At 52.1% G+C, this 13,046-nt stretch carries 16 protein-coding genes; 4 read left to right on the top strand and 12 right to left on the bottom strand.

The features are described 5' to 3' along the window. Nucleotides 1-57 precede the first annotated feature (57 nt). The 6 genes from EKD02_RS00300 to EKD02_RS00275 all read right to left on the bottom strand — a co-directional run bounded on the left by EKD02_RS00300 (nucleotide 58) and on the right by EKD02_RS00275 (nucleotide 5,072). Entirely contained in the window at nucleotides 58-864 is an 807-nt protein-coding gene (locus tag EKD02_RS00300; RefSeq protein ID WP_126383494.1) for a phosphate ABC transporter substrate-binding protein, read from the bottom strand. 121 nt (nucleotides 865-985) lie between these two features. Continuing rightward, complete coding sequence (locus EKD02_RS00295; protein WP_126341438.1) at nucleotides 986-1,801, bottom strand: phosphate ABC transporter substrate-binding protein; 816 nt, start codon at nucleotides 1,799-1,801, stop codon at nucleotides 986-988. A 185-nt stretch (nucleotides 1,802-1,986) separates the two neighbouring features. Then, complete coding sequence (locus EKD02_RS00290) at nucleotides 1,987-3,150, bottom strand: putative porin (RefSeq protein ID WP_244924371.1); 1,164 nt, start codon at nucleotides 3,148-3,150, stop codon at nucleotides 1,987-1,989. Between the two features lie 145 nt (nucleotides 3,151-3,295). Next, nucleotides 3,296-3,556 carry a hypothetical protein gene (locus tag EKD02_RS00285; protein ID WP_011890238.1) on the bottom strand — a complete coding sequence of 87 codons (261 nt, stop codon included), beginning with the start codon at nucleotides 3,554-3,556 and terminating at the stop codon, nucleotides 3,296-3,298. Between the two features lie 53 nt (nucleotides 3,557-3,609). Further along, on the bottom strand, nucleotides 3,610-4,281 hold the full coding sequence (locus tag EKD02_RS00280) for a GNAT family N-acetyltransferase (RefSeq protein ID WP_126383238.1): 672 nt from the start codon (nucleotides 4,279-4,281) through the stop codon (nucleotides 3,610-3,612). After that, nucleotides 4,269-5,072: a lysophospholipid acyltransferase family protein gene (locus tag EKD02_RS00275; protein WP_126383236.1), complete on the bottom strand. Its 804-nt coding sequence runs from the start codon at nucleotides 5,070-5,072 to the stop codon at nucleotides 4,269-4,271. Before EKD02_RS00275 ends, EKD02_RS00280 begins: the two co-directional genes overlap by 13 nt. A 188-nt stretch (nucleotides 5,073-5,260) precedes the next feature. On the opposite strand from EKD02_RS00275, the gene EKD02_RS00270 reads away from it, so the two are divergent. Then, complete coding sequence (locus tag EKD02_RS00270) at nucleotides 5,261-5,950, top strand: class I SAM-dependent DNA methyltransferase (protein WP_126341434.1); 690 nt, start codon at nucleotides 5,261-5,263, stop codon at nucleotides 5,948-5,950. Then, complete coding sequence (locus tag EKD02_RS00265; protein ID WP_126383234.1) at nucleotides 5,947-6,609, top strand: HAD family hydrolase; 663 nt, start codon at nucleotides 5,947-5,949, stop codon at nucleotides 6,607-6,609. Before EKD02_RS00270 ends, EKD02_RS00265 begins: the two co-directional genes overlap by 4 nt. A gap of 54 nt (nucleotides 6,610-6,663) precedes the next feature. On the opposite strand, the gene EKD02_RS00260 is transcribed toward EKD02_RS00265, so the two are convergent. Together EKD02_RS00260 and EKD02_RS00255 are read right to left on the bottom strand one after the other, a co-directional pair. Then, nucleotides 6,664-7,737 (bottom strand): metallophosphoesterase family protein, encoded by a 1,074-nt coding sequence (locus EKD02_RS00260; RefSeq protein WP_011890243.1) that lies wholly within the window; start codon nucleotides 7,735-7,737, stop codon nucleotides 6,664-6,666. A gap of 18 nt (nucleotides 7,738-7,755) precedes the next feature. After that, a complete protein-coding gene (locus EKD02_RS00255; RefSeq protein WP_126383232.1) occupies nucleotides 7,756-8,469 on the bottom strand; it encodes a PHP domain-containing protein in 714 nt (237 codons plus the stop codon). 204 nt (nucleotides 8,470-8,673) lie between these two features. Here EKD02_RS00255 and trmH point away from each other — a divergent pair, with 204 nt between their 5' ends. After that, nucleotides 8,674-9,372, top strand: a complete 699-nt coding sequence (trmH, locus tag EKD02_RS00250) for a tRNA (guanosine(18)-2'-O)-methyltransferase TrmH (RefSeq protein WP_126383230.1) — start codon at nucleotides 8,674-8,676, stop codon at nucleotides 9,370-9,372. Here trmH and EKD02_RS00245 read toward each other — a convergent pair. Both EKD02_RS00245 and EKD02_RS00240 read right to left on the bottom strand, forming a co-directional pair. Beyond that, a complete protein-coding gene (locus tag EKD02_RS00245) occupies nucleotides 9,285-9,650 on the bottom strand; it encodes a hypothetical protein (RefSeq protein ID WP_126383228.1) in 366 nt (121 codons plus the stop codon). The two genes, trmH and EKD02_RS00245, sit on opposite strands and share 88 nt — an antisense overlap. A gap of 71 nt (nucleotides 9,651-9,721) precedes the next feature. Then, a complete protein-coding gene (locus tag EKD02_RS00240) occupies nucleotides 9,722-9,919 on the bottom strand; it encodes a hypothetical protein (protein ID WP_126383226.1) in 198 nt (65 codons plus the stop codon). Nucleotides 9,920-10,206: 287 nt separating this feature from the next. Here EKD02_RS00240 and EKD02_RS00235 point away from each other — a divergent pair, with 287 nt between their 5' ends. Beyond that, nucleotides 10,207-11,652, top strand: coding sequence for a sigma-54-dependent transcriptional regulator (locus EKD02_RS00235; RefSeq protein ID WP_126383224.1), 1,446 nt, complete (start codon nucleotides 10,207-10,209; stop codon nucleotides 11,650-11,652). 3 nt (nucleotides 11,653-11,655) lie between these two features. Here the strand turns inward: EKD02_RS00235 and trxB are convergent, their stop codons facing one another. Together trxB and trxA are read right to left on the bottom strand one after the other, a co-directional pair. Beyond that, a complete protein-coding gene (trxB, locus tag EKD02_RS00230) occupies nucleotides 11,656-12,591 on the bottom strand; it encodes a thioredoxin-disulfide reductase (protein ID WP_011890249.1) in 936 nt (311 codons plus the stop codon). Nucleotides 12,592-12,681: 90 nt separating this feature from the next. Then, nucleotides 12,682-13,011: a thioredoxin gene (trxA, locus tag EKD02_RS00225; protein WP_011890250.1), complete on the bottom strand. Its 330-nt coding sequence runs from the start codon at nucleotides 13,009-13,011 to the stop codon at nucleotides 12,682-12,684. Nucleotides 13,012-13,046 lie beyond the last annotated feature (35 nt).

Raw genomic sequence — 13,046 nt, 5'->3', positions numbered from 1 at the left:
CATACACACAAATTGACTACCCAAAAACCTCACTGGGCAAAGAATCCAAAAGGAACACTATTGCGCAATGAAGCCAAGTTCACCGACAATTCTCTTTCCCTCAACCGTTCCTGCAAGGTCGATAAACTGCTTCACCACTCCCGTGGGCTGGCCATTGGTATACATATAAAGCGGACGGGAAACAGGGTAACTGCCATTTCGGATAGCTGAGAGTGACGGCCTGACCCCGTTCACGCCAATAACTTTTACAGAACGGTCGACAAATCCCATACCGAGAAACCCTATGGCTCCCGGTGTTGAAGAGACACGGTTTTTAACAGCCCCATTGCTTGCCTGTGTTTCAGCGTTGCGGGTAATCTGCACACCTTTGCCCATCACAAGCTCACCGAACGAGCCCTGCGTTCCGCTGTTCGACTCCCGCTGGATGACAACTATCCGCGCATTGGGTCCGCCAACCCCCTTCCAGCTGGTGATGCGCCCCTCGTAGATGGATGCAATCTGAGCTCTGGTCAGGCCGGCAACAGGATTTGATGGATGCACCACAATGGCAATACCATCAAGAGCAATGGTATGTGCTACCGGGTTAACCCCCTTGGTGGCAGCTGCAGCAATCTCCCGGCCTTTCATTGCCCTCGACATTGAAGCAATGTCACAGGTGCCGTTGATCAGCCCTTTTGCGCCGTTACCGCTGCCCGACTCGCTGACAGTCACCGGAACTGCGTAACGGTTTTTGAAATACGCCGCAAAAGACTTTGCAATGGGTCCAACCGTTGTTGATCCATCTATGACAATTCCACCACCCACAGCCACCGCATCCACAGAAGCAAACAGCAGAACACTCAACAGCAGCAGAATCCTTTTCATCATCATCTCCAGTTCATTTGGTAAAATTCATGAATCTGAAAATAGCAAAAAAAAAGCCGCCCTCCTTACTATCAAGAAGAGCGGCCGAACGCAGCAGGCGCTACGGAAAAGGGCTGAAAGCTTACTTGTTCACAAAACCAAGCTCGCTGATCATGCGCATTCCGTCAGAAGTTTTGTTCAGATCGATGAACTGTTTCACAACACCGGTCGGCTGGCCGTTGGTGTACATGAAGAGAGGACGGGAGATCGGGTAGGTACCGTTCTTGACCGTCTGGGCGCTGGGAGCAACACCATCAACAAGAAGAGGCTTCACAGAGCTGTCAACAAAACCGAGACCAAGGAAACCGATGGCAGCAGGAGTGGTTGAAACACGGTTCTTGACTGCACCGTTGCTGGCCTGTGACTCAGCTCTTTTGGAGATCGGATACTCTTTGCCCATAACGAGCGACTTGAAAGTATCCTGGGTTCCGCTGTTCGACTCACGCTGGATTTTGACGATCTGGGCGTTCGGGCCGCCAACTTTGCTCCAGTTGGTGATTTTACCAGAGTAGATGTCGCGGATCTGTGCTTTGCTCAGAGCGGTAACGCGGTTGCCGGGATTGACAACAACAGCAAGGCCATCAAGAGCAACGATGTGCTCAACCGGGTTCACACCCTTGGCTTTTGCAGCAGCGACCTCTTTATCTTTCATGGCGCGTGACATGTTGGCGATGTCGCAGGTACCATTGATGATGCTCTTGGCACCGTTGCCGGAACCAGACTCACTGACGGTCACTTCAGTACCGGTGGTTTTGGTGAAATAGGCTGCAAACGATTTTGCAATCGGGCCTACGGTGGTGGAACCGTCCATGACGATTTTGCCAGCGGCTGAAGCATCGCCGGAAGCCATCACGCCGAGTACAGCTGCACCCATGAGGAATTTGCTGAAGAGTTTCATTTTACTATGAATGATTGGTTAGAAGAAACAAGAGAGAAAAAGACATTTCCAGTGTTCCGTCACAGCCCGGCAGTCAGCCCTTTAAAAAAAAGGCTGCCCTGCCGGAGCAGAGGCAGCCTTGCAGGCCAACCACACAACCTGACGAAGAAAGAACAGCACACACGAAAGAACAACACACAACTGGTTTAGAACTTCACGACAGCGTCAGCCTGGAGCATGTGACCACGCCAGTCGCTGTCAGTCCCTTCGGGAGCGTCAGCATAGCCGGTGTTGAAGTAGGTCATGCCGAGCTGCATGTTCTGGATGAGCTGGTACTTGGCACCAACCTTGAAACCTTCGACATTGGTAAGCCACTTTTCATCTCCACCAACAACCTCCTGCGCAGTAAGATCACCGCGGTCGCTGTCGGTCAGATAGGGGTTGACGGAGCTCGCACCGAGATTGAAGTACTCGACAGAAGCCTCCATCTGGCCGGGCTTCTTGGCTTTGCCAAGCTTCAGACCCACAAGGTAGGCGGTGCTGGCATCGTCGTCAAGGTAGGTATGCTCGTCGGTATCGGCGAAGTTCTGGGCAAACTGGCCATAGAGCTTCCAGGGAAGCGAAGAGACCTTGCCGCTCACATTGCCGAAGAGCTCGACGATATCGTAATCCATCTCTTCAGAGTAAGCGTCGTAATAAGCAGATTTATCATCTGCATGCCCGAGGTTGACATAGTTGTAGTAGCTGGCGCCGACCTGGTAGCCGAGATCGCTGACAGTTCCCTTGTAGGAGAGCTGGGCAGCAAGCAGATAGGGAGAAGTACCCTTATACTCACCATCCCAATTAGCTTCGTCAACAAGGTAATAACCGGCAATTGCGCAAAGACCACTCTTCTCCTTACCCTTGGCATCCTTGCCATACTGCACGGTGATACCCTCAAGCGTCACATCGCCGTCCCATACGAGGTCATCAATCACGGTAAGGGTCGACTTGGCCTCACGCTTACCGAGGATGAAGTTGACATCGCCGTCAAGAAACATCGGATGGTAATCAATGTATGCCTGATTCAGCACGATGCCATCGGCAGCGAAGTTGTCTCCAAGAGTTTCGTTACGCGAAACAGGATCAGTCCCACCGCTGGAGAGCTGCAGACCGGCAGAGAGTTCCTCATTGATCCACGGGCTCACGCCGAAACGGACGCGGATACGGTGACGGTCTTTGCTATGGTCATCAACATCGTCCTGATCAGCTTTCAGCTGTGACTGGTAACGGTAACGGATATCGCCTTTCCAGTTCCAGTCGATGGCCTGCGCGTTGCTCGAGAACCCGAGTACGGCTGCAAGACCGATTAACATTGCTGTTTTTTTCATGATTAAGGTTTGGTTGGTTTGTGTAATGTGTCCATGAAAAACGGAATGAAACCATTTCAAGCCGTAGTATTTCATGCGCAGATAATCTACGGGCCTTATGTTACGGGATGGTTAAGGGTTTGTAAAGAGAGTGCAAACACGCAGTTCACACTTTGATGTCAGTTATGACCACAGCTCCATGGAACCGATGGTCGGGAAACAGCACCCGCCCTTTTTCGTTGATGACAACATGCGGGTACCCGGAGCTGTCAAGAAGGGCGAGCAGGCGGGCAAGATCCTTTTTCCCCGTTGGCTTGATGATGATGTCGGCCAGAGCATCAACTTTTTTGACATTGTGTCTGGCAAGCTCCTCCTTCAGGAAAAACTCCCCCTTCACTTCCGCCCTCAACTCTTCAATCTTCAGCATGGCACACCTCCCTTCATCTCGTTTGTTGTCAAAAAAGGGGAAAACCAGCCTGCTCAGGCTCCTGACACAGTCCTCCTGCCCCTCATGGCCGCCTTGCGCTCCATGACTGTGCGAATGCCTTCGGTCAGCTCCATGTATATCCGGCTGCGGCTGTTTTTTACCCGGCGGTAGAGCTTCAGGATGTCAAGCGTCAGAATGATGCGTGTGGAACTGCAGTTCAGATCGCCAAACAGATGCTTGCCAACAACCTCGAAACCGAGCACGCGGGTATGGAAGTTGAAGGGTGAATTAGCCTCCCCTTCAAACACATCGGTAATGAAATGGGTGTAATCGCGCTCAACCACCTCTGCGGTTGCCGAACGCATGAGACGCAGCGCAACACGGGGATTGCGGCGGTACTCGCCCAGAATCATGAACCGCCCTATCTCTGCATATCGACCCGCAGTGCGGAGTTTCTCCAAATCAACTCCCGGCTCAAACGACACCCCGTACCCTTCGGGAAGTTCAAGCGGAGGATCGTAGAGGAGGCGGATGATGCCGGCAGGCCGTCCGTTGACCTCAGCCAGAAACCACGACACCCTGCTGTCGTTTTCAACTCCTTCAGGCATCTGCTCATGGACGGCTGAAATCCAGTTCTTTTCCCTGCGGAACACCTGCTCGATTACCTCCAGCGCACGGTGGCGGTCGGCCGCACTCTCGATTTTTCTGACGGTTACACCTGACATAGCCTTTCCCCGGTTTGTGGTTGATGGAGTGTGGTTGCTGCTATTGCACTTGAAGAATGGTACTCCTTGCCGGAAAGATCCGAAAGACGCCTCATGACTGCATGTGTCACATCCATGGCCAGCCGGTTCCTCTGCAGGGTCTCTTCACCTCCCTTTGCCGAGAGGCTGCGGTACTCATCCGAGCAGCTGCTGAAGTCCATGGGGGTGCCGACGCGGATGATGGTTCGTCCCAATACGGGTATTCTCCCCATCTCTCTTCGTAGCGGAAAGTCTATGCCTACGGGAATGACCTGGACGCTACTTTCAAGCGCTATATGCCCAATACCGCTGCGGGCACGGCCAAGGGTGCCGGGATTTGGGTTTCTCTTTCCTTCGGGGAAAATACCTATGCTCCTGCCCGCAGCTATTTTGCGGCAGCAGCGCTGTGCTGTATTCTCAGCTGTACGAACCGGTCGTGACGACTCAATCCAGCGGAGGGGGGAGCGTTTGGTATAGACATAGACCGGCTCAATCATCTCCATCATGCTTCCCAAAACCGGCACTCTGCCGTACATCCAGTCGATGACAAAGCTGATGGTATGGCCGCCGAGATGGTAGATGAAAAAGATGGGCACCATCAACGCCTCGGCAGAGTTGTTGTGGTTGAATGCAAAAATGAATGGTCCTTTTGTGGAGGGCAGACGCTCCAGCCCTTCAGCACGGGTAAGCAGAAAGTTCGGGAGCATGAGAAATCTCACCAGAAGCGCCCGAACCGGCGAAAGATGTGGAAGTGGTTTGAACAGCTGCTTCATTGCAAAAGTACTCCTCGCTGGTTGTTTTTCAGGCTACAGTCCCAAAAAAGCAAACCAGTGTTGCCGAAGAGTTACGGAGGTGCAACAACTCTGCAAATTAACGCGGGCAGTTTCGGCTCAATCACCAACAAAAAAATCGGGCAGCTCTTTCATTTTGAAGAGAAGGATGAATGGTTATTTTCTGAACTATGAAAAACAACTGGCACAGCTCTGAAAAATTCAACCGGCAGGCTGCAGACTTTGACAGCAACCTCCGCCGCACAGCAATAGCCGATGCTGTAGCATCAGCCATAACAAAAACCGTTCCTCTGAAGGGCTCAACCGAAGGGCTTGAGTTTGGATGCGGCACAGGCCTGGTCACAATGCAGGTAGCACCCCGCATACGCCACCTCACCGCAATTGACACTTCGCACAGGATGCTTGGCGTGCTTGAGGGAAAACTTCTGGCATCAGGAACCAAAAACATCGATACCCTCTGCCTGGACCTCTCTTCAGCCGAGGATCGCCGCCGCCTGAAGCCACCCTATGACTTTATTTATTCGAGCATGACGCTCCACCATATCGACAGCACAGCCCCGTTCCTTGGTGTGCTCTTCAACCTGCTTTCAGAAGGAGGGGTGCTTGCCATTGCCGATCTTGACCATGAAGAGGGCCTTTTCCATGACGACCCGGAAGAAAAAGTGCATCCCGGGTTCGACCGGAAAGAACTGGCCGGCATGCTTGAACAGGCAGGATTTGAAGGGATTGCGTTCACAACCGCCCACACGGTTGAAAAAAAGAACAGGGCCGGAGTAGAGGCCTCCTATCCTATTTTTCTTTTGACTGCCCGCAAACCCTCAGCCATTTCTCTTTTAACCTCATCCTCCCCCCGCTCATGAGCTGCAAAGCAGTCATCTTTGATATGGACGGCACCCTTCTTGATACCCTTGAAGACATTGCCACAACCCTCAATACCGTTCTGGCCGCTCACGGCTACCCCGTCCACTCCATAGAGGCATGCCGGTATCTGGTAGGAAGCGGAATGCGTGAGCTCATACGCAAAGCGCTGCCGAAGGGAGAAGCCACTCCGGAAAGAACGGAAACGCTTCTCGGGGAACTGCTGGAAGCATACGGCAAACACTGGAATGTTCTCTCACACCCTTACGAAGGAATAGCAGACTTGCTCGACGGCCTTGAAAAGCGAGGCATACCCAAGGCCATCCTCTCCAATAAGGCTGACCACTTCACGAAACTCTGCGCAGAGCATCTGCTTGAAAAATGGAATTTCGATGTCGTGATGGGGCACCATGAGGGGATACAGCACAAGCCTGAACCGGAAGGGGCTCTTCTGATAGCCGGGCAGCTTGGAGCCGACCCATCTGAAATCCTCTATGTCGGCGATACAGGCATTGACATGCTCACTGCAACCCGTGCGGGCATGTATCCTGCCGGTGTTCTCTGGGGGTTCCGCCCTGAAAGTGAACTGCTTGAGTTTGGAGCCCGCTCACTTGCCCGCCACCCCTCAGAACTGCTGGAACTGCTGGAAGGCTGCTGCTGAAAGCAACAGGGCATGCACTGAAGCTCCCTGATGGACCGTTCTCCCGAGCTGTGCTCAGGCAAGCAGATGCAGGCGGGAGAACACATAGTCAAGCGAATCCTCATTGAGCACAATGCGTGAGTACCCGGTATCACCAAGCTCATAGGCGCTGTTGTCGCGGTCGCTCTTGAATTTACGGCTCTGCTTTCCGTTGTACCAGTATACCAGCCTGATCCGGTCGCCCTCTATTTCAAGAGCCGTTATGCCCCGCTTTCCTATGGCACATCCTGAATTGAAGACACTGGGAATGGTAATATTATTATAGAGCCCGCTTCTCAGACCTATCCGCTTCCCCTCCCGGTAACATGCTTCCAGTTCGCCTTTCAATCCCGCAATTTTCAGCTCAATCCCGGCCTTCTCTTCAGCCTCGGCATTGCAGTATGCACGGCACAGCTCCTCTATCCGGTAGTTGAGGTAATCAACCTTGGAAAGCGACTCAAAAAGAGGACGGTGAGTATGGCCGATGATGGATACCACCTTCGCCTGATTTGAAAACTCATAGATGGACTTTTCAATTGCGAAACGGCGCCGGCTGTTGTATGCAATTGAGAAATTCCGGATACCCACCGGCTTGGCAATGTAGCGCAGGAAAAACACCACCGCACGACTGAAAAGAGGATAGGTTTCCCAGAACAGGACCGAGGCCTGATGGCCATGGAACACCAGGAGGGATTCCTCGCCGTACTGTAGTTTGATGGCATCAACAAGGTGTGAGGCAAGGGGATAACTTCTGTTTCCTGTCAGCTCCGCATCATGGTTGCCGACGGTCTTCCAGAAAAATCCGTTCTTCTGGAAGGAACGGAACAGCGTATAGAGATCACCCCATTCCGAGGTAATGCCGTCAAGAGGAAACTTGAAGAGTTCCTCTATGTCGCCGTTGAGCAGAAGGCTGTACCCTTCAGGATGGTAATACCCGGAAAGCATGGAGCTCACAAGGTCCGCATTCCGGCGAAACTCATCGCGCCGTCCCCCGTTGCCGATATGCAGATCGCTGAGAATAAGGACTTTGGAGGACTTCTCAAGGCTTACCGTTCTGGCATGGTCGAGTATGCGCTCAAGATTGGGATGTTTCTTCTGGTGGAGACTCATAATATGAACTGAACCGGTCTACCTTCCTTCCGGACTCTGGAGCGCTTTGAGCGGTCCGCCACGGTAGAGAAAGAGAGAGACAGCCTCGTTTGAACGAATAGCCTGCTTGACGGCCTCGATATTTGCCCGGCACCGCAGGAGGGTTTTCCATGAACGGAGATGTTTTTCCTCATGAAAATCTGAATTAGCGATATAGTTAAATTTTTTCAACCCCACAACATTGAAAAGATCATCGCGGTTTGCCACCTCCCATGCATCAAACAGGGAAGCAAGCCGTTCATGGTGGGTCCAGAGATACTCCGAAGGAGCTTCGCCCGAATGGTTTCGGATGTAGGGATGGCAGGCCACCGATACCCCGCCCTGAAATCTGATGGCCTCAATGATCTCTTCAACTCCAAGATCCGGGTTGATGTACTCCTTCACATCAAGTGCGAGAATATGGTATTTTGAGGTATTGTTGGTCAACTCCACACCCGGAATCACCAGCATGTTCCACCGCTCCCATGCGTGACGGGCCGCACTCCAAAGCTCCTGAAGATACTGGCTGAACTGATCCTCGGGCACTGTCGAGTGGCTGCGTCCATCCTGAAGGCTTCCGCTGTCGAGCACATGATCGGTAATGGCAATCACATCAAACCCGGTACTGCCGAAGAGCTCAACAATCTCGCTGATGCTGAGCGCGCCGTCGCTCCAGGTTGTATGGATATGAAAATCACAGTAAAGCCAGTCCATAAGCCCAAGGGGTCAAAAGAAGCGTTTGCAATGGAAAACTCAAGTTGAACGAGAGTAATGTATCACATTCATTGCCCCCGCACTCCCCTCTCATTGTGAACAGAGAGTAAACTCCCTCCCCCCCCCCACCTCATTTGGCGAAACGGCCTCATTGCGCTACCTTGAAAAAAGTACTCTCATGCATTCACCCTTGCCACCAGTTATTTGATAGCCCCTGAACGGTTCCTCCGCATACAGAAAATGCTTGCCTCCCGTCAGCCCGACCTGACGGTTGTCATGGACAATGTCAACAAGCCGCACAACCTTTCGGCAATCATCCGGAGCTGTGATGCTGTAGGCATTCACGACCTGTATGCCGTCTCCTCAAAAAAGTCAATTCATACCACACAGAATGCCGCTGCCGGAGCTGGCCACTGGACCAATCTTCATCTCTGTAAAGATATCGGAGCCCTCTGCAGGAAACTCGGCATGGAAGGCATGCAGGTACTCGCAGCCACCAACACGGAGGAATCCCGCGATTTCAGGACAATCGACTTCACCCTTCCAACCGCCATTGTGCTGGGAGCCGAGTGGGAAGGGGTGTCTGCGGAGGCCATCCAGGCAGCCGACATGGCCATCACCATTCCCATGTACGGCATGGTGGAATCGCTGAATGTTTCAGTGGCGGCCGCACTTATTCTTTTTGAAGCGGAACGGCAGCGCAGCCTGAAGGGGATGTACCGTACACGAAGACTTGAAGAATCTCTCTACAGGAAACTGCTCTTTGAGCTTTCCTATCCACGCCTCAGCCGCCAGCTTCGGGAAAAAGGGGGGGCCTACCCCGAACTTGACGAAGATGGAGGAATTGTGCTTGAGGAGATGGAGCAGGAAAACCGACCTTCGCCTTCAGCCTCATCAATATGATTGTGAAGAAGCGTAAGAAGCTGGTCGATTTCATCAAGCAGGCGGGCATGGTTGAAGGCTAGCGCCACAAGAAACATGGGAAAGGAGATATGCTCCCGACGAAGTTTTCTCTTCACATTGCCAAGGGCACGGGCCATGACGGGAAAACTTCTCTGAACCGGTTCTGCCTGTCGCCGCCCCGGCCCCTCTTTTTCAGAGGGCCTGTAGTCGCAGCTGAAACAGAAATCATCGGTTCCGTTCCACTCTATCTTGATTGTACAGGGTTTGAGATTGCTCATGACAGATATATAGCAAATTGTCTGCCTGTAACACAGAGAGAGCCTGTTACAGCAATGCAAAACATTGCAGCTCAGGTATTGCCGGCCTGCTTACGCAGCTCACGGAGCCTTTCGGCGAAAATATGCAGATCAGCAACAATGGCCTCAATCAGCTCAACTGACTCACGCCGCTCATCCTCTCCCAAAGCCAGCCATGGCCTTTCTGATGCCATAAGCTCATTGAGTGCTGCATCAAGGGAGGCATAGGAAGCGGCAATTCTTCTAAACATCTCATTGGTCATGAACCACAATTGCGAGGGCGATTGACAAAGTCTCCGGAGTACCTGCAAGAATCCAGAAGCAATTATCATACCAGAGCCGGAAAACAGCAAGAATACTTCACAAAAACATTAATAGTACGCCATACTTCAAAACAACGAAACAATCCCCTCCTGTCTGGCGAATAAACAGAACCGAATGTATCAAAACAAGGCACCTGAAAGCCCTGATTCCATTGGAATGAGAACATATTTAGGGTATATTTTCTAATACTGGCCTAACACAAATAAAAGGCTTCATGCCCCCATCACAGCCACAGAAGACTGTCCTCATTGCCGATGACAGCTCAGTTATCAGAACCCTGACGGTTCATCTGCTCAAAAACCTTGGGTATACAGCACTCTCGGCTGAGAATGGAGAGAGCTGCATTAAAAGTCTTGAACAGCATCCGGTCGACCTGCTCATGCTTGACCTGAACATGCCTGTAAAGAACGGGCAAGAGGTACTGCAGTGGGTAAAGGAGAGGGGGCTTGACATACCGGTCATTATCGTCACCGCCCTTGAAGATATCAATCAGGCAGTGCAGTGCATGAAAATGGGAGCCTATGAGTATCTGACGAAGCCGGTTGAAAATGATCGCCTTGAAACAATTCTCAGAAATGCCCTTGCCGAATCAGGTCTGAAAGAAAAAGTTGTCGCCCTTGAAAAAGAGCTGATGGCAAAGGATATTTTCTGGGAAGTTCGTGGCCGCAGCCCCGCACTCCGCCAAGCAGTTGAAGAGGCGATGCAGGTGATGGGGACCGATATGAATGTGCTGATCAATGGTGAAAGCGGCACGGGAAAAGAACTCTTTGCGAAAGCCATACACAACGGCAGCAAGAGAAAGGAAGGGCCGTTTGTCATCATCAACTGTGCCGCCATTTCCAACGAACTTGCCGACAGCCTTCTCTTCGGCCACTGCAAGGGGTCGTTCACGGGGGCGACAACCGATCATGCAGGATATTTTGAACAGGCCGATGGTGGAACCATATTCCTTGACGAAATCGGGGACATGGACATCGACATTCAGGCCAAAATCCTTCGTGCCCTACAGGAAAAGAAGGTACGCAGAGTCGGAGAAAAAAAGGAACGATCGGTTGACTTCCGACTCATTTCCGCCACCCACAGAGATTTTTCAGAGGCCATTACCGGGAGCACCTTTCGCGCCGACCTCTACTACCGCCTTGAAGAGTACCCTCTCTTCGTCCCCCCCCTTCGTGAACGAAGCGAAGATATTGCCATACTCGCAGAACATTTTCTCAAAGAGTTCTGCAAGGCCAATGACATTGCCATCCCCGGTATTGATGCATCTGCAATGAGCTTGCTTGAACAGCACTCCTGGCCGGGTAATATCAGAGAGCTTCAGAATGTGATCCGTCGGGCCGTCATCACTCTTGAGGGTGATGAAATCAAGAGCTTTGCCATTGGAAAACCGGCGTCCAGAGAGGAGGAGACCAGACTGAAAGCTGCAGCCGTTGAGGCGGTACAGCCAGAAGGAGAAGATGTTGGCAAGGGAAAGAGTGACGAGCGACCCATGCTGCGCGACATTGAACTGCAGGCGATAGTAGAGGCCTACAGGAAATGCTCGGGGAACCAGTCAAGAACAGCCACGCTGCTGGGCATCAGCCGCTCAACACTGATCCGGAAAATGAAACGCTATGGCCTCACAAAAAGCATCGCCATCATGAGAACCGGACAGCAATAGCTGCTAACGGATGGACTCAAGAAACCGTTCAGCATCAACAGCCGCCATGCAACCCGTCCCGACTGCCGTCACAGCCTGGCGGTAGGTATAATCCTGAACATCTCCACAGGCAAACACACCCGCAACACTGGTTTCCGTTGAGGCTTTTTTTGTTACGATATAGCCGTAATCATCGGTTTCAATCTGTCCTGCAAACATCTGCGCATTGGGGGCATGGCCAATTGCCATGAACACGCCATCACATGGAAGTTCTTCAAGTTCTCCCGTCTCCACATGCTTCAGCCTGATACCGGTCACTTTCTGACCATCTCCAAGAATTTCATCAACCGTCCTGCTGAGCATTGTGGTAATCTTCGGATTCTTGCTCGCCCTGAGACTCATGATTTTTGAAGAACGGAACTCTTCACGGCGGTGGACAAGAACAACACGACTGGCAAATTTTGTCAGATAGAGCGCCTCCTCCATAGCCGTATCGCCACCACCGATGACAAAAACGGTGCTGTCACGGAAAAAGAACCCGTCACAGGTGGCGCATGCCGACACACCTCTGCCGCGGTAACGGTCTTCCGACTCAATGCCGAGCCACTTGGCATTGGCACCTGTGGCAATGATGACCGAACGGGCAAGCACCTCCGAGCCGTCCTCAAGAGTCAGGCAGAAAGGCCGCCGCGAAAGATCAGCTTCAGTAACACTGCCGAACACGAACTCGGCGTTGAACTTCGCGGCCTGGTCGCGCATACGGCCCATCAGTTCCGGACCGGCAATCCCTTCAGGAAAACCGGGAAAGTTCTCGATTTCAGAGGTAATCATCAACTGGCCGCCCGGCTGGTAACCGTCAATGACCAGAGGATTCAGATTTGCCCTGCCTGTATAAATGGCAGCAGTATAGCCAGCAGGTCCCGTACCGATAATGACGATATCGCGAACTTCTCGTTCCATGGCGCTATTGTATGAATGAATTGAAAAACGGCAAGAGAGAAACCCCGATGACTGATCGGGGCTCCCTTGCTGAAAAAGTAAGAGGGCAGATCAGCCGATATGCTCGTCAATTTTTTTCGCAATCATATTCTTCGGCATGGCACCGACCATCTGGTCGACAACCTGGCCGTTCTTGAACACAAGCATTGAAGGGATGCTGCGGATACCGTACTGTGCTGCGGTATTGGGGTTGTCATCAACATTGACCTTGGCAATAATTGCCTTTCCTTCGTAATCGGCAGCAAGCTCCTCAATGACAGGACCAAGCATCATGCAGGGTCCGCACCATGCAGCCCAGAAATCAACAAGTGCCACTTTGTCAGAATCAAGAATTTCGGTTTTGAAATTCTGGTCGGTAGCTTCAAAATATTTTCCGCTCATAATAAAGTCTCGGTTTTGATTTGGTAATCAGGTTA

Source organism: Chlorobium phaeovibrioides (genome assembly GCF_003968655.1).
Taxonomy (GTDB): domain Bacteria; phylum Bacteroidota; class Chlorobiia; order Chlorobiales; family Chlorobiaceae; genus Chlorobium; species Chlorobium phaeovibrioides.
The sequence above is the reverse complement of the archived record's forward strand: the minus strand, read 5'-3'. Positions and strand labels throughout refer to the sequence as shown.

Excerpts from the sequence above, each read along its gene's own strand:
- EKD02_RS00300 (WP_126383494.1), bottom strand. The coding sequence starts at position 864 with ATGAAAAGGATTCTGCTGCTGTTGAGTGTTCTGCTGTTTGCTTCTGTG.
- EKD02_RS00295 (WP_126341438.1), bottom strand. The coding sequence starts at position 1,801 with ATGAAACTCTTCAGCAAATTCCTCATGGGTGCAGCTGTACTCGGCGTG.
- EKD02_RS00290 (WP_244924371.1), bottom strand. The coding sequence starts at position 3,150 with ATGAAAAAAACAGCAATGTTAATCGGTCTTGCAGCCGTACTCGGGTTC.
- EKD02_RS00285 (WP_011890238.1), bottom strand. The coding sequence starts at position 3,556 with ATGCTGAAGATTGAAGAGTTGAGGGCGGAAGTGAAGGGGGAGTTTTTC.
- EKD02_RS00280 (WP_126383238.1), bottom strand. The coding sequence starts at position 4,281 with ATGTCAGGTGTAACCGTCAGAAAAATCGAGAGTGCGGCCGACCGCCAC.
- EKD02_RS00275 (WP_126383236.1), bottom strand. The coding sequence starts at position 5,072 with ATGAAGCAGCTGTTCAAACCACTTCCACATCTTTCGCCGGTTCGGGCG.
- EKD02_RS00270 (WP_126341434.1), top strand. The coding sequence starts at position 5,261 with ATGAAAAACAACTGGCACAGCTCTGAAAAATTCAACCGGCAGGCTGCA.
- EKD02_RS00265 (WP_126383234.1), top strand. The coding sequence starts at position 5,947 with ATGAGCTGCAAAGCAGTCATCTTTGATATGGACGGCACCCTTCTTGAT.
- EKD02_RS00260 (WP_011890243.1), bottom strand. The coding sequence starts at position 7,737 with ATGAGTCTCCACCAGAAGAAACATCCCAATCTTGAGCGCATACTCGAC.
- EKD02_RS00255 (WP_126383232.1), bottom strand. The coding sequence starts at position 8,469 with ATGGACTGGCTTTACTGTGATTTTCATATCCATACAACCTGGAGCGAC.
- EKD02_RS00245 (WP_126383228.1), bottom strand. The coding sequence starts at position 9,650 with ATGAGCAATCTCAAACCCTGTACAATCAAGATAGAGTGGAACGGAACC.
- EKD02_RS00240 (WP_126383226.1), bottom strand. The coding sequence starts at position 9,919 with ATGTTTAGAAGAATTGCCGCTTCCTATGCCTCCCTTGATGCAGCACTC.
- EKD02_RS00235 (WP_126383224.1), top strand. The coding sequence starts at position 10,207 with ATGCCCCCATCACAGCCACAGAAGACTGTCCTCATTGCCGATGACAGC.
- trxB (WP_011890249.1), bottom strand. The coding sequence starts at position 12,591 with ATGGAACGAGAAGTTCGCGATATCGTCATTATCGGTACGGGACCTGCT.
- trxA (WP_011890250.1), bottom strand. The coding sequence starts at position 13,011 with ATGAGCGGAAAATATTTTGAAGCTACCGACCAGAATTTCAAAACCGAA.